Below are 21195 nucleotides of genomic sequence, written 5' to 3'. Positions count from 1 at the left end.
CGATTGGGACTTAGTTCATTTGTACTATTTCATCCCCTTTTTGTTGATGTGTGACAGTTGTGGGTGCGGAATGTGGGATACAACGAGGCAAGAAAACCCGCCCTAGCTTGTAAACTAGGGATAACAGAATACGCAGGAAAGATTTATGCCGTCGGAAAACCAAGACTTGCTCAAAACTCAAACACCTAACAGTCCAAAATTGCCGGTTCCCTCAGATATTTTGTTGAGCTTGGTCGCCTTACCCATGCTGGGCGGGTTGGTGGTGGCTAAAGCTGCTGCTGAGTTTGTTGCGTCGATCGGCGTTGAAAGCGAAGAAGTCTTTCGGGGTTCGCGCCTTCCCGTACTCAACTTTCCTCAATCACAGGATTAGAAAGCCCAAGGAAGGATGCTGCAGCTAGAAGTTAATTTTTGTGACCCCGCCCAAAAACGGATACGGTGCCACGTACTCCTGTCGGGGAGAGATAAAAATTTTCGACCCTAGTTCAACATCCCAGATTGATCTTTGGAGTAAATCTAAAAGTGTTCGACTTAGCGCGACTCAACTGACTTCTGGCCGAACGTCTCACGCCGATCGTCTACAATCTCAAACTAGCAAGTTAACTGACCTGAAAGCTTGACAAGAGGTACAATCCGTGCTGTAAGAATTAATCTTTCCTTATACTTTGTACATAAGTGCCTTCTACTTTCAAGGTTGCAATAAGTCTCAAATTTGACTGCAAACAAAAGTGTTTTAGGCGAAACTAAACCATACAATTTTCACAGACACCCGCAGCTATTGAGGAACAGCCCGATGAGTTCAGTCCTCCAGTCTTCAGAACAGGCTATTGATGCAACATCTATTTCCCATTTTCCCGCTTACTCCAAATCAGACCTGTTTCTGCGAAATCGCCTCAAAGTTGTAGAGGACTTGTGGGAATCGGTGCTGCGACAGGAGTGCGGGCAGGAATTGGTGGATTTGCTCCAACAAATGCGATCGGTCAATTCCGCCGAAGGACAAGCCACTCACTTTCGCGAGTCGAATGTCGTACAGCTAATCGAAAAGCTCGACCTCAACGCCGCCATCCGCGCCGCTAGGGCTTTTGCACTGTATTTTCAGTTGATCAACATTGTCGAACAGCACTACGAACAGCGAGACCAACAGCTAGCTTACGCTAGCAGCAACGATGCTGGTGGGCGGATGTTTTCTAAGCTGCCAGGACAAGCAACGGATGCCCCCGATCGCCCCCGGCACAGGGAAGGCCCAAGCCCCACCCAAACGGCTTTGAGCAATGCAGACAGCAGCGAGACGATCGCCCGAGATGCCGGAACTTTTCACCAACTGTTCCCGATGCTGCTGCGCTTGAACGTACCCAGCCAGCAAATCCAGCGGTTGATCGATCAGTTAGACATCCGCTTGGTATTCACTGCTCACCCGACGGAAATTGTCCGCCACACGATCCGCACCAAGCAGCGGCGAATGGCGAAGATTCTCCAACAGCTAGACCAAGTTGACGAGAAATTTCAGGCGATCGGAACCGACTCTCAAAGCCCCTATCCGGTGTCTTGCTGGGAAGCAGCGGCTCTCCAAGAGCAACTGATGGAAGAAATTCGCCTCTGGTGGCGCACTGACGAACTGCACCAATTCAAGCCGACTGTACTTGACGAGGTGGAGTACACTCTCCACTACTTCGAGGAAGTTCTGTTTGATGCTATTCCCGAACTCTACCACCGCTTAAAGCAAGCTCTGCACGCTTCTTATCCTTATCTGAAACCGCCTAGTTACAATTTTTGCAAGTTCGGTTCTTGGGTGGGCTCGGACAGGGACGGCAACCCTTCTGTTACTCCAAAAGTTACTTGGCAAACGGCTTGCTATCAGCGCCACTTGGTGCTAGAGAAGTACATCGCGGCGGTGAAGCGACTGAACGAACTTTTGAGTTTGTCGCTGCACTGGAGCGACGTGCTGCCGGAATTGCTCGAATCTCTCGATCGCGACAAATCGGAATTCCCGGAGGTTTACGAGCAGTGGGCGATTCGCTATCGGCAAGAACCTTATCGGTTGAAGCTGGCCTACGTGCAGCAGCGACTGGAAAATACGCGAGATCGCAATTGGCGGCTCTACAAAGGAGACGAATTGCAGCGGGAACGCGAAGCTTTGTCAGAACATCCCGGAATGACCGGCCTTTATCGATCGGGCGCTGAGTTTTTGACCGAGCTCAAGCTCATCGAGCACAATTTAGTGGAAACAGGTTTGAGCTGTCGGGACTTGGAAAATCTGCTGTGCCAAGTAGAAATTTACGGATTTAATTTGGCTTACCTAGATATCCGCCAAGAGTCAACAGTACACTCCGAGGCTTTGAGCGAAATTGCTGAATACTTGCAAATTTTGCCCAAGCCTTACAATCAAATGTCGGAATGCGATCGAATTATTTGGCTGGCAACGGAACTGCAAACTCGTCGCCCTTTAATTCCAGCAGAATTGCCCTTTTCTCCTAAAACTTGCGAGACGATCAATACCTTCCGAATATTGCGGCAAATGCAGCAGGAGTTTGGCCCGGAAATTTGCGAAACTTACGTCATCAGCATGAGCCACGATGTCAGCGATTTACTGGCGGTTTTGCTGTTAGCAAAAGAAGCAGGACTTTACGATCCGGCAACAGGAATTAGCAACATTCAAGTAGTTCCCCTGTTTGAAACGGTGGAAGATTTGAAAAAAGCGCCGGAAGTAATGCAAAAAATATTTGATTTGCCGCTTTATCGAGCTTTGCTAACAGGAGGATACGCGCAGGAAATAGCGCAAAAGAGTGAAGAGAATATCCAAGGCCCAATCGAAACTCTCAAATTGCAAGAGGTGATGCTGGGCTATTCGGACAGCAATAAAGATTCTGGTTTCCTCAGCAGCAATTGGGAAATACACAAGGCTCAAAAGGCTTTGCAAATGGTAGCGGAAAAACACGGTGTGGAGTTGCGAATTTTTCACGGCCGAGGCGGTTCTGTAGGGCGAGGCGGCGGGCCTGCTTATAAGGCAATTCTGGCTCAGCCTGGAAAGAGTATTAGCGGGCGAATTAAGATTACTGAACAAGGCGAGGTTTTGGCTTCTAAATATTCTTTGCCGGAGTTGGCGCTTTACAATTTGGAAACTGTGGCGGCGGCGGTAATTCAAGCTAGTTTGCTGCACACTGGTTTTGATGGCATTGACCCTTGGAATGAGATTATGGAGGAGTTATCTGCGCGATCGCGATCGCACTACCGCCATTTAATCTACGAACAGCCGGATTTAGTCGATTTCTTCCACCAAGTTACCCCGATTCAAGAAATCAGCCAGTTGCAAATTAGTTCTCGTCCGGCCCGGCGCGGGGGCAAAAAAGACATCAGCGGTTTGCGAGCAATTCCGTGGGTGTTTAGCTGGACTCAAAGCCGCTTTTTGCTGCCTTCTTGGTACGGTGTCGGCACGGCTTTGCAAGAGTTTTTGCTGGAGGAACCGGAAGAACACATGAAACTTTTGCAGTATTTCTACTTGAAATGGCCCTTTTTTAGAATGGTAATTTCTAAGGTGGAAATGACTTTATCTAAAGTGGATTTGCAGATTGCAGAACACTATGTGCAGGAGTTAGCTTTGCCTGCTGATAAGGAGCGTTTTAACGCTTTATTCGATCAAATTGCGGCAGAATTTCACTTGATTCGCGATTTGGTTTTAACGATTACCGGACACCAACGTTTGTTGGACGAAGATCCCTCGCTGCAGCGTTCGGTGCAGTTGCGAAATGCGACGATTGTACCTTTGGGTTTGTTGCAGGTTTCGCTGCTGAAACGCTTGCGGCAGCACGGTAGTGGCGGGGTTCCGGGGGTGATTCACTCGCGTTATAGCAAGGGTGAATTGTTGCGGGGAGCTCTGCTGACGATTAATGGAATTGCTGCGGGGATGCGGAATACCGGCTAGGGAAATAGTTTTGAGTTTTGAATTCGTGGTGAGGTGCGCGATGGAGCACCTTGCTACTGGTAGTTGCAGAATTCAGGCGATCACCCATTATATAGCCTTTCTCAGATAGATGAGGTACAAGTTTAGATTTTAGATTTTAGATTTTAGATTTTAGATTGGGGGATTGGGGAATTTTTAATTAATTGGTGAATACCTCATCTTTCCGAGAACCGCTATAGTCACAGCCATAGAAAACTGTTAATGTGAAATAAATAATTTTCCGGAATTTTCCGGTAAATGCTGGTAGATCGTGGTAACTTAGATTAAGAACATTCTACCGCCACCGATGACCAAATATGTCACACCGCGAGAAGCTTGCAAAATCCTGCAAGTCTCAGAAAAAACGCTTAGAAACTGGGAGCTTGCCGACAAAATATCAGCAATCAGAACTCCCTCCAACCAGCGCCGCTACGACATTGACAGCGTTCTCGGAACAAAACACAACCGAGTCACAGCTATCTATGCCAGAGTCAGCAGCTACAAACAGCGAGAAGACCTCGAAAGACAAGTTGGCTACCTCCAAAGTCTCTACCCGCAAGCTAAAGTCTTCAAAGATATCGGAGGCGGACTCAACTTCAAAAGAAAATCACTGCTTGCCCTTTTGGGACAAATCATGTCAGGATCTATCTCAACAGTTGTGGTCGGACACCAAGACAGACTCGCAAGGTTTGGTGGCGACCTCATCAAATGGATCTGCGAGCAGAACGATTGCGAACTCATGGTTCTCAGTAGAAGTGAATTGTCTCCAGAGCGAGAAATGGTTGAAGATATCCTTGCCATCATCCACGTCTTCAGTTGCCGACTCTACGGACTCCGAAAATACAAATCTGCTATCAAAGAAGATCCGAGTTTACCCGGAAATCGGGCTAGCAGCGAAATGGAGGACTTGGATTGCAGCAAGTAGATGGTGTTACAACCAAGCAATTGCTATTGTTAAAAACGAAAGAATTGGCAAGTACGACTTAAGAAAAAAAGTAATGGACTTGGCTCCTGCTTGGGTATCAGAGCAACCTTACAACCCGCGACAAATGGCAGTATTTCAAGCTTTTGAAGCACATAAAGCAGCTAAGAAGTCAAAAGGAATAGCAAAGTTTAGAAGCCGTTTCGACGCATCTCAGACTATCAGGTTCCAAAAGTGTAATTGGAAATCCGGGACTTTTTATCCGCTGTCTACTAAGGGGTTAAGCTTTAAAGCATCGGAGCCTATTATTGAAGAAATGCAACACGAACCAACACTAAGCTTGAGCGACGGGCAATGGTTTATTGGCTATGCTGTTGATGCACCTAAAATAGAAGCGATTAAAAGCGATTTAGCTATTGCTTTAGACCCAGGCGTGAGAACTTTTATTACTGGCTTTGACGGCAGTGAATTTATCGAAATAGGAAAGAATGATATCGGTCGTATCTATCGACTGGCAAGACATCTAGACAAATTAATGTCACGTATAGGGTTGAGCAAAGGAAGGCAACTCAAGCGGTTGAGGTATTCCTTGAGAAAGTCAGCAGCAAAAATTCGGATTAAGATTAAAAACTTAGTCAATGAATTGCACAAAAAAGCTGCTAAACATTTGACAGTCAAATACAAATTAATTTTGTTGCCGACCTTTGAAACGCAACAAATGGTCAAGAAAGGCAAGCGCAGACTGGCAACTAAAACAGCTAGAGCGATGGTAACTTTGAGTCATTATCGTTTTAAACAAATGTTGAAGCATCAAGCCGCTAAACATGGGGGCTTTGTAGTAGACGTAACAGAAGAGTACACATCGAAAACTTGCTCAAAGTGTGGACATATCCACACTAAATTAAACGGGTCTAAAATCTTTAAATGTCCAGAATGCGGACACACTCTGGACAGAGATTTCAATGGCGCTTGCAATATTTTATTGAAAGCTTTGAGAGATACCTCCCTGATAGAAAAGCTTGCAGCTTTCTCTATCTTGCCATACACGGCAAATTCTGGCTTAGTCCTGAATTTACCGGGTTAAATGTATCTGTTCGCTATCCTAGCTGAGATTTTTTATGTCTAAACGCAAACAGTCTGAAGGTTGTCGCCCGATGCTGCGACGCACTTTTTTATTTTTAACGGCCATCGCTTTGGCGCGGGTTGCGGCTGACTATTTTGCGATCGCCCAAAACCGAGATAGTTTCTTGACTCTCGCGGGTCAACTTTGGCAAAAGTCACTCGCTTTTTTATCAAGTATACAATCAAATCAAACTCCTCAACCTCTTCCTAGCAATCCCATTGTAAAATCGGCAAAAACCAATCAACCTCTGCCGAGTAATCCTATTGTAAAATCGCCCGAAAATTCTCCTGCTGTGCAGCCGTCTCAACCTCAAATTATCAAACGTTCTGCTAAGCAAACAAAACCGGTACAAGTCAGCAGCCAAAATGTAGCTGGCGCAAGTTTTTATCTCACAACTATTGACCTCGCAGACCCAGAAATTTATATCACAATTGGGTTAGCTAATAATGCAGACTTTGCCAATACTTCTAAAGTCACGCGGGGCGACGAACCTTTTGAAAATATGGTGTCGCGTTACCGGGCTGCTGTTGTTGCTAACGGGACTTTTTTTGGTAAAGATGAGCAGAAATCTGTGCTGGGAAATATGGTGGCGGCAGGCAAGTTTCTCAAATACAGCCGATGGGAAAATTACGGCACGACTTTGGGAATTAAAGCCGGAAATCAATTGGAAATGGTGACGGCTAGAACTGAAGGTAAGCCGGATTGGAGTCAACATTGGTTTTCTCTGACTTGCGGGCCGAGATTGGTTAAAGGGGGGAAAGTTTGGCTGTCTCCTTTATCGGAAGGTTTTAAAGATGCTGGTGTTTTGGGCGTGGGCTCGATAACGGCGATCGGCTTTCCGGCTTCCAGAGATAAGTTATTTTTGGTAACTTTTTTTGATAGTTTGTCTTTGGAAGCAGAAGCTAAAGTTATGCGGGCGATGGCGTCCCGCCCTCGCCCGTGCTACGGCTGTTTTGAAGCGATGAATTTGGACGGGGGCGCTTCGGTGGGTTTGGCTCATCAAGGGCAGATTTTACAGCAGTTCCGGGTGTTATGAGGTACAATAAGAATAGATTAAAAAATACACCAATGAAAGCATATTCAGTAGATTTGCTTTCCAAAAATAGTAGCAGCCCATCAAGATCAGAAGCTGTCGATCAGAAAAACAGCAGCGATATTTTCCGTCAGTAAAAGCTCTTTTCAGAAACTGGTCAAGCAACAAAAAATAGAGGGAAATTTACAGCCGAAACGAGAGTGGGAAACCGAGATACAGTCATTTGAATAATTCCACAGCTTCTTTGAGAGAAATAGTGGCAGCACATCCCGATGCAACCAGGGTAGAATTGTGTGAGTTATTTGCCCAGAATACGGGAAATTGGGTGGGTAGAACAGCCATGTGTAACGCCTTACAAAAGTTGGGATTAAATCGTAAAAAAAAACAGTGAGAAGTAGCCAAGTCGGCACTGAAAGAGTCATGAAATTAAGGTTAGAGTATTGGGAAAAAGTCAAGCATATCGACCCCAAAAATCTAGTCTTTTTAGATGAGACTGGAGTATTACGCTTGTTTAACCAGAACTCATGCTTCCAACGAGGAACGAGAGCCTATGCAGTCAAACCTTTTTATCGAGGCAAGAAAGTCACAGTAATTGGTGCAATTAGTTTCCAGAGAGTAGTGGCATTAATGACCATAGACAACTCGATGGATAGCCAAGCATTTGAGGTGTTTATAGAGCAATGTTTAGTGCCACAATTGTGGTCGGGAGCAGTAGACGTGAATTGATAACTTACCAGCGCATAAAGTAGATTCAATTAAGCCCGTAGATTGAAGCGGTGGATGCTTTTATCTTGTGTTTGTCCCCATACTCTCCTGATTTTCATCCAATTGAATTATGGTGGTCGCAACTCAAATCTTTATTGATCCAGTTTTCACCAACCACCACTAAAATGGTTTACACCATAATTGCTGTGGCTCTTGACTTAATTAATCCGAAACATCTTAAAAACTGGTTTACTAATTGCTGCTACTGTACCTCATAACATCCGGAAGTGCTGTATGGATTTATTGCAGGCAACGTAATAGACCTCTTGCAAAAATAGCTGGGACGGGCTCTCCGGCCCGTCCCACAAAAAGTTTTTTATCTTGTGGGATGGGCCGGAGAGCCCGTCCGAAAATTTGATCGAAAGGACTTTTGCAAGAAGTCTAATGAAGCTGTAGCGATTTCAAGCGCTGGGTCAAAATATGCCCTTATCCTGATAAAGCTGCAACGGTTTCAACCCCTAGGCTGGGAAATACCATTTTCCCAGCCTAGGACGTGGAAGTGCGGAGGCTACGTCACGTTATGGGCTTTAGCCATTCTTAGAGTTTTTGATGATCAGGACGTTTTGCGGGGAGCATCCGAGTCTTACTCCCTTCCCGCTATAAGATACAGTGTTTTTTGACGAGTTTGCCGTTTACGATCGTCCCAGTTACTCCTGTTCTACCTGATCGCACGCCTGGAATTTTGAGGCGGGTACGGTAAAGACCATTACTTGCAGTTCGGCAATTGCATTTTTCAACCAAACTCGGCGAGATCGGGGCTGTAATCTTTAGCCGATATCAGATGCCAATTGGTATTACCAACTAGCCTTAAGACCTGCTCGTGATACTGTACCAAAGTCGGACGGTGACCGACACTGATAAAGGCAGTTCCTGTTTCTTTGAGCAACTGATAGAGCCGTCTCTCGTTAGCCACATCCAATGCACTCGTTGATTCATCCAAAATAGCGTAGCGAGGTTTAGTCAGCAGTAGGCGTGCAAATGCTAACCGTTGTTGTTCTCCTAGTGACAAAACATCAGCCCATTCCAATTCCACATCAAATCCACCTACCCGTTCTGGCAAATGGGAAAGATTGACTTGTTCGAGCACTTCGTGCAGTTGTTTATCAGTAACTTGACCGCTGGTGTTGGGATATAGCAATTGGCTGCGTAAGTCCCCTAGCAGCATATAAGGCCGTTGGGGCAAAAACAGCGTTTCCTCCGGTTTAGGACGGACAATGCAACCCGTACCCGCATTCCACAATCCTGCGATCGCTCGCATTAACGAACTCTTGCCAGCGCCAGAAGGTCCAACAATCAAGACGCTTTCACCCTGCCCCACCTTGAAAGATAAATCTCTAACTAAGATTCGCTCATAGTTAGGCGTCTCTAAGGTAACCTGTTGGAGGGCTAGATAGTCCTGTTCCACAACATCAATCGTTGCCATGCCCGCTCGAGGTGCTGCCATTTGCTCGGACAGAACCCGATCAAAGGTTCCTAAACGATTAATCTGAGTGGTAAAGTTAGTTAGCATATCAAAATTCTCGGCAATAAAGCCCAGGGCACTTAAAATAGACACAAACGCTCCAGAAGCTTGCGTTACCTGCCCAAAATCTATCTGGCCCGCAAAGTATCGAGGAGCTAAAAAAACTATAGGTAAATTTGTAAATATCATCTGGCTTCCTTGGGTAAAGAAACCAAGGTTACGCTGCAAGACAATCAGGTTATTAAAATTATTCAAAACTTCATTAAATCGCTGTGATACTGCACTAAATTCACGCTCTTCACCTCGGTAAAATGCAATGGATTCACTATTGTCTCGAAGATGAACCAAACTATAGCGAAAATTTGCTTCTCGTTGTAACTGATTAAACTTTAATCTACTTAACCTCTTACCTATAAAGATAGTGAAAACAGTTCTAAAAGCAGCCAGTATCAATACAACTAAAGTCAGTGCCTTGTCAATTGTAAAGAGAACGCCGAGAAAAGAAATTATTGTGACAATTTGGTTGAATAATAATCCCCAAATATCAATATTTTGCTTAACAAACAAATTAACGTCTTCAGCTAAACGCTGATCGGGATTATCAACCTTATCATTGAACTTAATTTTGTAGAAACCTTGATTGCTAAAATATTTCTTCAGTAAGTGATTCGTTAGCCACTTTCGCCAGTAGAGTTGCAGTACATTTTGCGAATAGAAGAAGGAAACCATAATGGGCGTGAATATGGCAAACACACCCAATAGCATCAGCCACATCTTATAGAAGTCTGAAACATTCTTTCCCGTGACTGCATTCATCAAGTCCCGCATAATATAGCTCAGGACTATGCTTACACCATTGAAACCTAGCATTAATAACATTACGAGGGCGAACAACCCCCTAGCTCCCCATTTTTCTCTGGAAAAGAAGTAGGGGTTGGCGATCGACCAAAACTGCTTTACCGACTGCTTCAATTGATTCATCTTTTCTTATGGGTAGGAAAAATTGTGCTTTGGTGGAAACTAGCTGTAGCGGATGGGGCAATTCTCATCGTTCTTGTCCATCAGCGATACCTGGTATGGGTAATGCTCCCGTGGTACTTCCCTAATGATCCTCGGATCGCTTCAGGATTTATATCTTAAGATAGATGACAAAGCTTAAACATCAGTAATTTTACTGATTTTAAATCAGTAAAATGGATTATCCCCGCCTAAACACACAGCGGGATTTTTTCGACGGGCTGCTAAATTCTGACGAAGGGATATTGCCGCCGGGACGGAATTTGACGAATGTCCTTGTGGTTTACGATCGCGAATATCCAGCGCCGACTCAGTTAAAGCAGTCCTGGGAACGCTTTCAACAGGGATTTCGACCAAGGCCGGACAAATCAGTGTTTTTTGATTGATCTAGCAGAAGGAAGTTCGGCAACGCGCAGTAAATCGGGATCTAACGGATGGAAGAAAGAACGAAAAAGGAAGAAGGAATCGAGGGAGCATCCCAATTTTTGGTAGTGCTCCCAAGGGAAGGATTAGAGAATTAGAGACAATGCTATAACCAGTGGTTGGGATACGTCCTTTCTGCCGCTAAATTATTAAAGATGACGGCGCACAAGACCAAGATTATTGATCCCTCAAAAGCAGGTGTTAGCAAAAATTTCCAGTCTGGTTGGGTCATCATGACGACTAAGGCAACTGCTCCCGAAGGCGGATGTAGAGTTCTGGTAATCTGCATAATTCCGATCGCAGTAGAAACAGCCATTCCCATCGCCCAGGGAGAAGAACCGAGAAAATGCAGAATCATTAAACTGGTGAGAGCAGCTAAGAAATTGCCCCCAATGACATTCCGGGGTTGAGCCAAGGGGCTGTCAGGGACACCAAAGATCAGAACGCTTGTAGCGCCAAACGGAGCCATTAGTAAAGGAGAATTAGTTTTTACGGCAAGATAGGACGTTGCAGTAATTGCCAAAAAACTGCCAATCCAACTCCAAAAAATATGCCGAGGATGAGGTCGGTCTATTGGGCAGCTCAATGGACACGATCGCCATCTCCCAAAGGTTTTAAACCAATAACTTTCCCATTTCTGTCGAATTTTTTTACGGTCAATCATAAATCAGGTTACTTGATAACCAGGTTTCTTAAATTGTCGGAACTAGCCTCCGCTAAAGTTAAGATATCATAACAATTTGTCAAAAAGTAGCTAAAGGCACAGATTTTTTACTTCTATGCCACTCAAGCTGCTGCTAAGCACTCGGTTGGAACTCACATCGGGTACCATTCTCAAGAACAGGCTTTCCGGCCTGTTCCACAAAGAGTAGATTTTCCTCTTGTGGAACGGGCCCCAGAGCCCGTTCATCAAAGGCTTATTGACAATGGTGCAACATCTCAGTTGGAACTGACTAGCGAGTTTGGTCGGTTTGGCAACAGACGTTATCGGCAGTCGCAAAACTTCACCGTTAGCCGTCAGAGTTATTGATGAGGGTAAAGCGAGAGGTTATTTGTAAGGTGCGAGGCCCAGTAAGCGTAAGCTGGATTGGAGTCAATATTGGTTTTCTTTGACTTGCGGGCCGAGATTGGTTAAAGGGGGGAAAGTTTGGCTGTCTCCTTTATCGGAAGGTTTTAAAGATTCTCATGTTTTGGGCGTGGGTTCGAGAACGGCGATCGGCTTTCCGACTTCGAGAGAGAAGTTATTTTTGATAATTTTTTTTTATAGTTTGTCTTTGGAAGCAGAAGCTAAGGTTATGCAAGCGATGCGTCCCGCCCTCGCCCGTGCTACGGCTGTTTTGAAGCGATGAATTTGGACGGTGGTGCTTCCGTGGGTTTGGCTCATCAAGGGCAGATTTTATTGCCGCCGGGACGGAATTTGACGAATGTCCTGGTGGTTTACGATCGCGACTATCCAGATCCTGCTCAATTAAAACAGTCTTGGGAACGCTTTCAAAAGGGTTCTCGACCAGCACCGGACAAACCAGTGTTTTTTGATTGAATCGGCAATTACTATAATATGAAGTAAGCTTTTGCAGGCAAAGATTATGACAGCAACAAAAGAAAGAACTTGGACAGTCGAAGAATATCACCGCATGATTGAAGCTGGCATTCTCACTGAAGGTGATAAGATTGAATTGCTAGATGGGAGAATTGTGGAAATGAGCGCACAAACTCCACCCCATGCTGCTACAACCCAACGCAGCGATCGATATCTACAACACCTGCTAAGAGATTTAGCATTAATTCGCGTGCAGTTGCCAATTACTTTAGCAACTTCGGAACCGGAACCAGATATAGCTATTGTTTGTATCGATCCGGGAGATTATCGCGACCATCACCCAAATCCTAGCGAAATCTTGCTGTTAATTGAAGTTTCCTACTCGACCTTACAAATTGACCGCCGGGAAAAAGCCCCGATTTATGCGAGAGCAAATATCCCTGAATATTGGATTTTAGATGTAGCTGCGCGCGAGGCATATATTTACCGGAATCCTGCACCGGGAGGCTATCAATCTGAGATAGTTGTTGCAGATAATGCTGCGATTAGAATGCTAGCTTTTCCTGAGATTGAAATTAGTTTTTCCGAACTATTTTTGCCTGTTTAGTTGGTGTTTTACAGCAACCAAATATGAACAACGAATTTACTTCGAGCAAATCTCAAACTGACTGGCAACGCCTCGATGCCATAAGCGATCGAGATATTGATTTATCTGATTGCCCTGAAATTACGCCTAAAATGTTGGCGCTTAGCAGTAGTTCGGCGAGGTTTGCCCAACCCTCAGACTAAAGCTCAACTCACCTTACGCATAGACAGTGATGTTTTGGAGTGGTTTAAACCTCAAGGTCGTGGTAAGATAGAAAAATGAATTCAATGGCGTTTTATGTCAAATCTTGAATTATTAGACCAACTTCGGCAGTTATCCCCTGCCGAGAAGTTTCAAATGATGCAATTTTTAATGGCTGAATTGGCGAAAGAAGAAATGTTAAAGCCATTGGATAATGGCGCGGCTTATCGTGTTTGGTCGCCTTATGATTATGGTGATGCTGCTCAGAAATTAATGAGCTTATTAGAACAAGAATAAACGAAAGAAGAAAATGTGAAATGCTCTTAGCTGTTTCACCAGAAAGCTATAATTTAGGAAAATATTTGTAATGTTAGAATTTTCTTTAGAAAATCTTTCCGAAAAAATACATTACGGCAAGACAAAAGATTATTTTCAAGAAGTTCTATCTTCGTACCACAATGGCAACTATCGTTCCGCAGTGGTAATGCTTTGGTCTGTCGCTGTTTGTGACATAGTGTATAAACTTGAATATCTTGTTGATTTATATGAAGATTCAGGTGCACAAACAATTCTTGATGGCATTACAAAATCACAAAAGGATAATCCCAAATCACCCTCTTGGGAATTTGAACTGATTGAGCATACCCATAAACATACAAAGCTATTGGATCACTCAGAATATGCAAATCTGGTATATCTTCAACAGCAACGCCATCTATCCGCTCACCCTATATTAGACTCAGATAGACAATTACATACACCTAACAAAGAAACTGTGAGGGCGCTGATTAGAAATACTCTGGAAGATTTGCTTATAAAGCCACCTTTCTACACTAAAAAAATAATTGACGAACTTTTAGTGAATATTGCGGAAACAGCGCCACAACTTAATACTAGACAAAAAGTAAAAAGATATGTAGAAAGTCGATATTTAAGTAGACTTAAACCTGAAGTTGAACTTTCTATTTATAGAAGTTTGTGGAAGTTGGTATTTAAGCTGGAAAACGAAGCTTGCATAAAAAACAGAGATATCAATTTGCGAACACTTGAGGTAATCGGAAATCGGAAGCGCGAAAGTATTCTCAACCAAATAAAAGGAGAGAAAGACTATTATAGTGATGTTTCATCGAGTCCGCTCACTTTGGAGCGTTTAGTAATTTATTTGTCAAAAAATCCTCAATTTTATGATCTTCTTAATGAAGATGCGAAACTTAAAATACAGCATAATGTTGAAACTACTCAGACAAGCAAAATCTGTGGATGGTTTGTGAAGGAGAATTTAAAGGGACACTATAAAGACATCTTATCTTTAATAGAAAACGATATTAAATTCAATTTTGAGGAGGTAGAATTAAAATTTTTGCTTGAGATAGCTGATACAGAAGAGTGGCAAAATTTATTTTGTCGCATACTATCTAGTTATTACTGTGCTAGCAGATGGTATCATGAGGCAGACTCTCGATTTCAGCAAGCCATATCTCCTTACCTTAAAGTCTTTGATAAAGAGGCAATAGTGTTTTTGATTGAGCAAATTGAACAAAATAATCAGGTATATGGGCGCCGAAAAGCAAAAGAAGAACACAAAGAAATCAAGAAAAAGCTTTTTCAATTACACGGACAGGAATTCGACTTGAACCCTTACCCATATTTCAAGGAAACTGTGATGGAAGATGAAGGCTAAGTCAGCTAACTAATCAAAAAACCTCCTCATCCGCCTTCGACGCATAAACCCACGATCCAATCAGCCCGCATAACCCCCTACTCAAGAGTTTGTGGATAAGTCCTGCATTCGCTACGGAGAGTTTTGCCACTCGGCGGTAAGCTTGCGGAAATTGTATTTAGATGCACCGGGGTGACAAGTAACGCAACTGCTGATATTTGCGGGTTGTGACATTTTGACTTTGGGGTGCAGTGCTTTGAAATAGCGAGAACTGGCGACTCGATAGGCGAGTTCTTCGTCTTTGGCTTGGGGACGGGAAAAAGTTTGCAGGTAGTTCCAGACTAGCAGGCGGGGCGGGTCTACTAGCAGTTTGATGGTTTGTCCGTAGTGTTGGGGATCTTGCAGCAACCGACGCCAGGTTTCTGTAGGTAATACTTGCGGCGGTAAAGCGATGTGACAGGTGGCGCAGTTTTCTAGATACAGTTGCTGTCCGAGTTGGTAGCGTTCGGGGATGCGATCGACCGTACCAGTATCCTCGATCGAAGACACCTGAGCAAGTCGCGCCGGAGTGCGAGAGTAGGCAGTCTGAGCAGCAACCCATCCGCCGCAGGTACAGCAGATAATTATCAACAATAGCAACGTTGAGTAAAGCCCCCGCAAGCCTACTCTGCGACGTTTGCGGGGTTTTTCCTGTTTCATAATTCTGAATTTATTTTTGGTTAAATTACTGGTATGCTCATGCCTTCGCGGGCTAAGCAGCTATTGGCGAAAACTGCCTGCACCTCTGCTTCTACGCCATCGAGAAAATTGTCGTCGTGACCCGGATCGTGGTGAAACATCACGATTTTTTTGACTCCAGCAGCTTTCGCTATTTCTACTCCTGCTTGCCAAGTCGAGTGTCCCCAGCCAACTTTCGGGGTTTTGAAGTCGTAATACTCTTGGTTGGTGTAGTTGGCGTCGTAAATCAGCACGTCGGCGTTGCGAGCGAGGTGTAACACGTTGTCGTCCAGGCGATCGGGAAAATGTTCTGTATCGGTGCAGTAGACGGCTGTGTGTCCCTCCCAGGTGACTCGATATCCGATCGCGGTGTTGGGATGGTTGAGCAGTGCCGTTTCTATTTTCACATCGTCGAGTTCGAGAATATCCCCAGGCGTCAAATCGTTGAATTTGAGGTCGGACTGCATGACTTGGATGGGGACGGGAAAATTGGGGTGCACCATTTGGTCGGCAAGACGGTGTTTGATTGTAGTGCCGTTGGGGGCGATCGCACCGTAAATGTGAAAGCAGTTCCCTGGGATAAAGGCGGGAGTAAAGAACGGAAACCCTTGAATGTGATCCCAGTGAGTGTGGCTGAAAAACATATGGGCTTCCACCGGCATTTGCCGCAGCAGGTTGAGCCCTAGAACTCGCAGACCGGTGCCGCCGTCAAAAATCAGGCGTTTTTTGCCCAAGCGCATTTCTACACAGGAGGTGTTCCCTCCGTAGCGAAGTGTTTTGGTGCCGGGGGTGGCGATGCTGCCCCGCACGCCCCAAAACTGAACGACAAACTCGGTCAAAGGACTATTTTCCATAGTGGCTTTGTGCTCGGAAGGCTGTGGATTGGCTAGAGAGGGTGCGGAATCTGGCATTTTTTTTAGTTTTGGTGGCAGGAACTTGGGAGTTGAAATCTTAGTTTTTACTTTTTAGTTTTTAGTCTTTAGCAATCTGTACTATAATAAAGCGCTTGATCGGGAAACCATTCGAGTGCCTAATACTTGGGCTGTTAGAATTCTCAACCTTACCGATTCGTGTAGGAGATGTCACGCTTGAGAGATTATTTTTTGCACCCTGCGGGCTGCCCGGCGTGTTCTGTGTTCTGAGATTAAGATAGCGCCGAACCAGAGTTGTTAGGGTTAAATTTCCTCAAATGTAGAACGCATTCCCCACGGGTATAATTTGCGCTTCATCTTACTCTATGAGTAGTATTTTTTTCAAGATTGGGGCCGGGGCGCGGTTTTGAGGAATGCCGTTCCGGTGAGTCGGCATTCACGACTGATTTGAAATTGTAGCCACCTGTGCCTCGACTGCATCGCCGGACGTGCAGCATCGCCTTAAGTTCGGTCTCCTGAGTTTTTAGTCGGGTTGCAGTCGAGGAGTGCGGGCTAGGGGCTTATTTGCGATCGGCTGCGATGCACTTTTCCACTAAGGGCATGACTTGATCGACATCTTGCCAACCCAGAATTTCGGTGACTTTTTTCTCCAAATTTTTGTAGGTTCTAAAAAATTCGGCTATTTCGTCTAAGCGGTGGGGTGCTACGTCTTTGAGGGACTTATAGTGAGCATAGCGGGGGTCTTTGTCGGGAACGCACAAAAGTTTTTCGTCCCTGTCGCCTCCATCGATCATTTCCAGCATTCCGATCGGACGGGCTGCGATTATGCACCCTGGAAATGTGGGCTCATCCATCATGACCATGCCGTCGAGGGGGTCGCCATCATCGGCTAAGGTATTGGGTATGAAGCCGTAGTCGCACGGATATTGGACTGAGGAAGAAAGCACCCGATCGAGAGCAAAGGCTTGTAAGTCTTTATCAAATTCGTACTTGTTTTTGCTACCGGCGGTAATTTCGATGAGGACGTTGAGCAGTCCTGGTTTCGGCTGTGCCGGAATTAGCGATAAGTCCACAACAATATCTCCAAGTTAACAGATGATTGGGATGAGTGCTACTTGCCAAATCCCTTTGATAGCATTTTACGGGCGATCGGGCTCGATGCTCCATGAGATTGACCGAAAGCGGGGGAGTGTGTCGCCGGCTGGGGGAATACACGCTTTCGGGCGAGACGCCCATCCCACACAAGAGAGAGGGGACGGGCGGGACGCCCATCCCACAGTTTGAGAGGGGAATGCTTTGTTTGCGCGAGGGAGATATTTTCAGAACCATATATTCTTTTTACTCTGTCCAAGTTCTTTTAATTTTTACTCCCAACCACTGGCTTAGTTCTGTCGCTAACCACTTGATTTCTGCTTCGCTTAGTCCCTGGTTTGCTCCTAGTTGATATTTTTGGTTGCCGGCACGAATAATCACGTTAAAAACCTTGTTTCCAGTTTCTTCAATTTCCAAATATAAAATGTCCGGTCTGGGGGATGGCTTGGAATTATTCCATCTCAACCCCAAGAGATGGCTGGTATAGGATATTTTCTGGCGATCGATTCTGAAACGCCATTTCCGAAATAGCGCCAATATAAATATTACTACTACTGGAGATGATAAAGTCACTAATATGTATAATATAATTACAAACAAATAATTTATATGTGAACTAGCGAATTGCCAAAATTCACTAGAATAAAGCAACATTAAGTAAATATAATTCAGGGGAACTGCTGCCGAAAGCAGCGCCATTAAATTAAAACTCAGTCCCTGTGGCGGAATTACAATTTCTATAAACTCCGAACTTTTGGCCAATTTAATATCGCTGCCAGGTGGCTGCAATGTCACAGGACTTTTTTCGATATTGCGGGGATTTGTGAGCGCTCGCCATGCTTCCCCAGCCGAAGATAACCGTTTGTTCAAACTCGGTTCTGTCATCCACTCCAGCCAATCAATTAAACTAGGATTGAGGTGCGCGACTCGATCGGCAAATTGAATTCTCAAATCCTGCTGTGGCAGTTCCGTAGGATGCAAACCCGTTACTAAATAAATTAAAGTTGCACCTAAACCGTAAAGGTCAGAAGCCGGAACCGAGCGCCCGCCAAATTGTTCTGGTGCCATATATCCGTAAGTTCCCACTACTGTAATTGTGCCGCCCAATTTTGCCGCTTGGTTCTGCACCGAACCAAAATCAACTAAATAAACTTTTCCCACCGAGTGACCGGATCTGCTGTGCAGTAAAATATTACTGGGTTTAATATCGCGGTGAATGACAGGCGGCTTTTGCTCGTGCAAATAAATCAAAATTTCTAACAGCGATTTAGCTAATTCTTTCACCTCGCTTTCGCTAAAAGTACGCCCAGATCGCAAATGCTCTTCCCAAGTTTTCCCCTCTACATAAGTCTGTACCAAGGCAAATCCTTTGCTGTCAGGTTCGTCAATTTCTAGATAGTCGAGGTAACGAGGAATTGCTGGGTGATCGAGTGCTTTTAAAGTTTCCGCTTCCCGTTCAAATAGCTTGAGGTCTTGCCATTCAAAATCGCTGCCGAGGAATAGCTGTTTGATGACAACTAATTTTTGAGTTTGCAAATCACGAGCCAGCAGCGTTTGGCGACCAGTTTGTTTTCCCAGTTGTCGCTGCACTTCGTAGCGTTCTGCTAATATTTTGCTGGTCATGTTTTTTACCTTAATTTTAACTTGAGGGGAGCGTCGGGGTTCAGAAACCGGGTTTTTTAGCGAGTCTGGCGTTTGTAACGGAGTATTTTCGTAAAAACCAGGTTTCTAGGAGTCTGAGTTTGTCCAAAAGTGTAAATTGTAGATTACAGTCCACTTTCTTTTTGATACCACCGGGCAATAGACTTGGTACTTGCCCCCATTGACAGTCCTGCAATTAGCGACGGTGCAATCACCACGAAAATATAATTGGAATCCAATACAGGACTAAAATTCATCATTTGAAAGAAGACGATGCTTGTCAAGGTGGAGATTCCAATACTAATTGCAGTTAAAACCTGTCGATGAGATTTGGGATTAGTTAGGGGGAAAAAACTTGATATAGTCACAATTCCGACGATTATTCCGTTCTCCACACCCAGCAGCAAGCCGAGAACAATACCCAGGATTCCTCCGATAATTGTCCCCAATATCCCCATTAGAAAGGTGCTGTAAATTGCTGCACAAGCTCCTACAGCTATAGCTCCTGTCAAGGTGCTGTAGCCGATCGCAGTTGCGAACACCCTGCCGCTACTCACAATTTTCCCCAGTCTCAATGTCTGGGAATATTTATTTATTTCCTGTGGTTTTTCTAGCACTTCTTTTGCTATTTGGGCTGAGGCGGGACGGCGCTCTAAACTGGGATGCGTCATCCACTTCAGCCAATTGGTAAAAGCGGGGCTTAGTTGGGTGAATTGCTCGAATTCGATCTGCAAATCTTTCTGCGGCAAGTCGGCAGGATGCTGCTTGGTAATTAAGGCGATTAATGTTGCTCCCAAGCTGTACAAATCGGAAGCTGGAACTGCTCTCCCGCCAAATTGTTCTGGCGGCATATAGCCATACGTGCCGACAACTGTGACAGTTTTTCCCTGTTGCGTGGCTAGGGTTTGAACCGCACCGAAATCGACTAGGTAGACTTCGCCGACGCTGTTACCCGATCGATTTTTGAGTAAAATATTGCTGGGTTTAATGTCGCGGTGAATCACCGGGGGCTGTCGCTGGTGCAGGTATGCGAGGATGTCTAATAATGCTGTGGCTAATTGTTTGACTTCGCTTTCGCTGAAGGTGCGGCCGTCTGAAAGATATTCTTGTAGGGATTTGGCTTCGATGTAACTCTGAACTAGGGCGAATCCTTTGCGGCTGGGGGTGTCGATTTCAAAGGAGTCTAGATATCGGGGAATTGCGACATGGGATAGGGATTTTAAGGTTTCGACTTCTCGCTCAAACAGTTTTAAGTCTTCCCAGTTAAAGTCGCTGCTGAATGAGAGGAGTTTGACTACTACTTGCTGTTGCGTTTTTAAGTCGCGGGCAAGTAAAGTTTGCCGTCCTGCTTGCTTGCCGAGCCGCCGATCGCACTGATAGCGATCGGCTAATATTTCTTTTGACAAATCGCCGATGTTTTGTCCGCTCATGTTCTCTTGCCCTAGAACCGATTAAACCTAGTGTAGTTGACAAAAGTGCAATAATCGGAAATGTTCGGGCTACAGCAAAAAAAATTCTGTCAAAGAGCAACTGCCTTTAAGAGCCAGCGATCGCGCACTGCGGAAGATGCCCCTGAGTTAAGCTTGAATTTAATTTTGGATTTGCTTGTAAATTGACTGCACTACGTCGAGCAGGCTCAAGACTTGCTGCCATTCGGGGGCATCGGGGTTGTAGCTTTTGGCGCGCTGAGCTTTCAAACTGTGGTGCAAGAGGGAAAGCAGCGCCTCTGGAGACTCTAAAGAATTGTCATCTTCATCTGCTGGGGTTTGGGCTGCATTTTCTTCGATATCTTCTTTAATTTTTTGTGCTCTATCGGCGAGGGCTAAAGATCGGCCTGCCAGGTTTTCCGGCATTTTGGGCTGTTCGGACAAAGACGCGCTGGTTAGTTCTACCAATAGTTGACAGACTCGATCGACCCATTCGTGATCGTTTACTGAAAAGGAACCAGATTTGAACACTTGCCCGTCAGGTCTTTGCTGAATGCTTTGTACCTTCTGGATCAGAGGGATAGCCTTAACAGTGATATTTTCCGGGATTCTGGGGATATCTGACAGGGAGCTCCGAGCAATCTCCAGCAATAGTTGGTAAACCTGATCTACCCACTCAACATCTCCCGATTGCGAATTCCAATTATTCATAACTGACGCTAGTGGTTTTCTATATGTAAGACTAGAACATTGACTATCTGCGAACGAAGCTCTTTTTAC

24 protein-coding genes are annotated in these 21195 nt (G+C 45.0%); 16 read left to right on the top strand and 8 right to left on the bottom strand.

Annotated elements, in window-relative coordinates; genetic code table 11:
• Window positions 1-145: 145 nt before the first annotated feature.
• From QUB12_RS29045 to QUB12_RS29015, 7 genes are all read left to right on the top strand, one after another.
• Entirely contained in the window at window positions 146-370 is a 225-nt protein-coding gene (locus QUB12_RS29045) for a hypothetical protein (RefSeq protein WP_333053485.1), read from the top strand.
• Between the two features lie 420 nt (window positions 371-790).
• Window positions 791-3916, top strand: coding sequence for a phosphoenolpyruvate carboxylase (gene ppc, locus QUB12_RS29040; protein ID WP_333141206.1), 3126 nt, complete (start codon window positions 791-793; stop codon window positions 3914-3916).
• A 325-nt stretch (window positions 3917-4241) separates the two neighbouring features.
• Window positions 4242-4859 carry an IS607 family transposase gene (locus QUB12_RS29035; protein WP_333135348.1) on the top strand — a complete coding sequence of 206 codons (618 nt, stop codon included), beginning with the start codon at window positions 4242-4244 and terminating at the stop codon, window positions 4857-4859.
• Complete coding sequence (locus QUB12_RS29030) at window positions 4783-5940, top strand: transposase (protein ID WP_333309539.1); 1158 nt, start codon at window positions 4783-4785, stop codon at window positions 5938-5940. Before QUB12_RS29035 ends, QUB12_RS29030 begins: the two co-directional genes overlap by 77 nt.
• Window positions 5941-5974: 34 nt before the next feature.
• Entirely contained in the window at window positions 5975-7015 is a 1041-nt protein-coding gene (locus tag QUB12_RS29025) for a phosphodiester glycosidase family protein (RefSeq protein WP_333141204.1), read from the top strand.
• Between the two features lie 220 nt (window positions 7016-7235).
• Window positions 7236-7403: a hypothetical protein gene (locus QUB12_RS29020; RefSeq protein ID WP_333141202.1), complete on the top strand. Its 168-nt coding sequence runs from the start codon at window positions 7236-7238 to the stop codon at window positions 7401-7403.
• 29 nt (window positions 7404-7432) lie between these two features.
• Window positions 7433-7738 (top strand): transposase, encoded by a 306-nt coding sequence (locus QUB12_RS29015; protein WP_333300597.1) that lies wholly within the window; start codon window positions 7433-7435, stop codon window positions 7736-7738.
• 772 nt (window positions 7739-8510) lie between these two features.
• On the opposite strand, the gene QUB12_RS29010 is transcribed toward QUB12_RS29015, so the two are convergent.
• Window positions 8511-10220, bottom strand: a complete 1710-nt coding sequence (locus tag QUB12_RS29010) for an ABC transporter ATP-binding protein/permease (protein ID WP_333141199.1) — start codon at window positions 10218-10220, stop codon at window positions 8511-8513.
• Between the two features lie 212 nt (window positions 10221-10432).
• On the opposite strand from QUB12_RS29010, the gene QUB12_RS29005 reads away from it, so the two are divergent.
• Entirely contained in the window at window positions 10433-10642 is a 210-nt protein-coding gene (locus QUB12_RS29005; RefSeq protein WP_333309536.1) for a hypothetical protein, read from the top strand.
• A gap of 143 nt (window positions 10643-10785) precedes the next feature.
• Here QUB12_RS29005 and QUB12_RS29000 read toward each other — a convergent pair whose 3' ends face one another.
• Window positions 10786-11343 carry an HPP family protein gene (locus QUB12_RS29000; RefSeq protein WP_333309534.1) on the bottom strand — a complete coding sequence of 186 codons (558 nt, stop codon included), beginning with the start codon at window positions 11341-11343 and terminating at the stop codon, window positions 10786-10788.
• A 463-nt stretch (window positions 11344-11806) separates the two neighbouring features.
• Here QUB12_RS29000 and QUB12_RS28995 point away from each other — a divergent pair, with 463 nt between their 5' ends.
• The 7 genes from QUB12_RS28995 to QUB12_RS28965 all read left to right on the top strand — a co-directional run bounded on the left by QUB12_RS28995 (window position 11807) and on the right by QUB12_RS28965 (window position 14687).
• Window positions 11807-12028: a hypothetical protein gene (locus QUB12_RS28995; protein ID WP_333309532.1), complete on the top strand. Its 222-nt coding sequence runs from the start codon at window positions 11807-11809 to the stop codon at window positions 12026-12028.
• Entirely contained in the window at window positions 12025-12219 is a 195-nt protein-coding gene (locus QUB12_RS28990) for a hypothetical protein (RefSeq protein ID WP_333309529.1), read from the top strand. Before QUB12_RS28995 ends, QUB12_RS28990 begins: the two co-directional genes overlap by 4 nt.
• A gap of 46 nt (window positions 12220-12265) precedes the next feature.
• Window positions 12266-12826, top strand: coding sequence for a Uma2 family endonuclease (locus QUB12_RS28985; RefSeq protein WP_333309526.1), 561 nt, complete (start codon window positions 12266-12268; stop codon window positions 12824-12826).
• A 23-nt stretch (window positions 12827-12849) separates the two neighbouring features.
• Window positions 12850-13008: a hypothetical protein gene (locus tag QUB12_RS28980; RefSeq protein ID WP_333309524.1), complete on the top strand. Its 159-nt coding sequence runs from the start codon at window positions 12850-12852 to the stop codon at window positions 13006-13008.
• Window positions 12989-13087 (top strand): BrnA antitoxin family protein, encoded by a 99-nt coding sequence (locus QUB12_RS28975; RefSeq protein WP_333101671.1) that lies wholly within the window; start codon window positions 12989-12991, stop codon window positions 13085-13087. The genes QUB12_RS28980 and QUB12_RS28975 overlap by 20 nt, the downstream gene beginning before the upstream one ends.
• A gap of 15 nt (window positions 13088-13102) precedes the next feature.
• Entirely contained in the window at window positions 13103-13303 is a 201-nt protein-coding gene (locus tag QUB12_RS28970) for a hypothetical protein (protein ID WP_333309521.1), read from the top strand.
• 70 nt (window positions 13304-13373) lie between these two features.
• Complete coding sequence (locus QUB12_RS28965; RefSeq protein ID WP_333309518.1) at window positions 13374-14687, top strand: hypothetical protein; 1314 nt, start codon at window positions 13374-13376, stop codon at window positions 14685-14687.
• A gap of 111 nt (window positions 14688-14798) precedes the next feature.
• Here QUB12_RS28965 and QUB12_RS28960 read toward each other — a convergent pair whose 3' ends face one another.
• The 3 genes from QUB12_RS28960 to QUB12_RS28950 all read right to left on the bottom strand — a co-directional run bounded on the left by QUB12_RS28960 (window position 14799) and on the right by QUB12_RS28950 (window position 17328).
• On the bottom strand, window positions 14799-15365 hold the full coding sequence (locus tag QUB12_RS28960) for a diheme cytochrome C (RefSeq protein ID WP_333309515.1): 567 nt from the start codon (window positions 15363-15365) through the stop codon (window positions 14799-14801).
• A 20-nt stretch (window positions 15366-15385) separates the two neighbouring features.
• Entirely contained in the window at window positions 15386-16294 is a 909-nt protein-coding gene (locus tag QUB12_RS28955) for an MBL fold metallo-hydrolase (RefSeq protein ID WP_333141179.1), read from the bottom strand.
• A gap of 521 nt (window positions 16295-16815) precedes the next feature.
• The gene (locus QUB12_RS28950; protein WP_006634582.1) at window positions 16816-17328 is read right to left on the bottom strand and encodes an inorganic diphosphatase; all 513 of its coding nucleotides are present in this window, start codon (window positions 17326-17328) and stop codon (window positions 16816-16818) included.
• A gap of 31 nt (window positions 17329-17359) precedes the next feature.
• Between QUB12_RS28950 and QUB12_RS28945 the strand changes: the two genes are divergently transcribed.
• Window positions 17360-17539 (top strand): hypothetical protein, encoded by a 180-nt coding sequence (locus QUB12_RS28945; RefSeq protein ID WP_333141177.1) that lies wholly within the window; start codon window positions 17360-17362, stop codon window positions 17537-17539.
• A gap of 54 nt (window positions 17540-17593) precedes the next feature.
• Here QUB12_RS28945 and QUB12_RS28940 read toward each other — a convergent pair whose 3' ends face one another.
• From QUB12_RS28940 to QUB12_RS28930, 3 genes are all read right to left on the bottom strand, one after another.
• Window positions 17594-18970 carry a serine/threonine-protein kinase gene (locus QUB12_RS28940; protein WP_333141175.1) on the bottom strand — a complete coding sequence of 459 codons (1377 nt, stop codon included), beginning with the start codon at window positions 18968-18970 and terminating at the stop codon, window positions 17594-17596.
• A gap of 143 nt (window positions 18971-19113) precedes the next feature.
• On the bottom strand, window positions 19114-20418 hold the full coding sequence (locus QUB12_RS28935; RefSeq protein WP_333141173.1) for a serine/threonine-protein kinase: 1305 nt from the start codon (window positions 20416-20418) through the stop codon (window positions 19114-19116).
• Window positions 20419-20577: 159 nt separating this feature from the next.
• The gene (locus QUB12_RS28930; RefSeq protein WP_333101576.1) at window positions 20578-21126 is read right to left on the bottom strand and encodes an inorganic pyrophosphatase; all 549 of its coding nucleotides are present in this window, start codon (window positions 21124-21126) and stop codon (window positions 20578-20580) included.
• Window positions 21127-21195: the final 69 nt, after the last annotated feature.

It is taken from the genome of Microcoleus sp. B7-D4 (genome assembly GCF_036705125.1).
Lineage (GTDB): Bacteria > Cyanobacteriota > Cyanobacteriia > Cyanobacteriales > Microcoleaceae > Microcoleus.
This window is presented reverse-complemented; position numbering and strand designations above follow the sequence as displayed.

Excerpts from the sequence above, each read along its gene's own strand:
- QUB12_RS29045 (WP_333053485.1), top strand. The coding sequence starts at position 146 with ATGCCGTCGGAAAACCAAGACTTGCTCAAAACTCAAACACCTAACAGT.
- ppc (WP_333141206.1), top strand. The coding sequence starts at position 791 with ATGAGTTCAGTCCTCCAGTCTTCAGAACAGGCTATTGATGCAACATCT.
- QUB12_RS29035 (WP_333135348.1), top strand. The coding sequence starts at position 4,242 with ATGACCAAATATGTCACACCGCGAGAAGCTTGCAAAATCCTGCAAGTC.
- QUB12_RS29025 (WP_333141204.1), top strand. The coding sequence starts at position 5,975 with ATGTCTAAACGCAAACAGTCTGAAGGTTGTCGCCCGATGCTGCGACGC.
- QUB12_RS29015 (WP_333300597.1), top strand. The coding sequence starts at position 7,433 with ATGAAATTAAGGTTAGAGTATTGGGAAAAAGTCAAGCATATCGACCCC.
- QUB12_RS29010 (WP_333141199.1), bottom strand. The coding sequence starts at position 10,220 with ATGAATCAATTGAAGCAGTCGGTAAAGCAGTTTTGGTCGATCGCCAAC.
- QUB12_RS29005 (WP_333309536.1), top strand. The coding sequence starts at position 10,433 with ATGGATTATCCCCGCCTAAACACACAGCGGGATTTTTTCGACGGGCTG.
- QUB12_RS29000 (WP_333309534.1), bottom strand. The coding sequence starts at position 11,343 with ATGATTGACCGTAAAAAAATTCGACAGAAATGGGAAAGTTATTGGTTT.
- QUB12_RS28990 (WP_333309529.1), top strand. The coding sequence starts at position 12,025 with ATGAATTTGGACGGTGGTGCTTCCGTGGGTTTGGCTCATCAAGGGCAG.
- QUB12_RS28985 (WP_333309526.1), top strand. The coding sequence starts at position 12,266 with ATGACAGCAACAAAAGAAAGAACTTGGACAGTCGAAGAATATCACCGC.
- QUB12_RS28980 (WP_333309524.1), top strand. The coding sequence starts at position 12,850 with ATGAACAACGAATTTACTTCGAGCAAATCTCAAACTGACTGGCAACGC.
- QUB12_RS28970 (WP_333309521.1), top strand. The coding sequence starts at position 13,103 with ATGTCAAATCTTGAATTATTAGACCAACTTCGGCAGTTATCCCCTGCC.
- QUB12_RS28965 (WP_333309518.1), top strand. The coding sequence starts at position 13,374 with ATGTTAGAATTTTCTTTAGAAAATCTTTCCGAAAAAATACATTACGGC.
- QUB12_RS28960 (WP_333309515.1), bottom strand. The coding sequence starts at position 15,365 with ATGAAACAGGAAAAACCCCGCAAACGTCGCAGAGTAGGCTTGCGGGGG.
- QUB12_RS28955 (WP_333141179.1), bottom strand. The coding sequence starts at position 16,294 with ATGCCAGATTCCGCACCCTCTCTAGCCAATCCACAGCCTTCCGAGCAC.
- QUB12_RS28945 (WP_333141177.1), top strand. The coding sequence starts at position 17,360 with ATGAGTGCTACTTGCCAAATCCCTTTGATAGCATTTTACGGGCGATCG.
- QUB12_RS28940 (WP_333141175.1), bottom strand. The coding sequence starts at position 18,970 with ATGACCAGCAAAATATTAGCAGAACGCTACGAAGTGCAGCGACAACTG.
- QUB12_RS28935 (WP_333141173.1), bottom strand. The coding sequence starts at position 20,418 with ATGAGCGGACAAAACATCGGCGATTTGTCAAAAGAAATATTAGCCGAT.
- QUB12_RS28930 (WP_333101576.1), bottom strand. The coding sequence starts at position 21,126 with ATGAATAATTGGAATTCGCAATCGGGAGATGTTGAGTGGGTAGATCAG.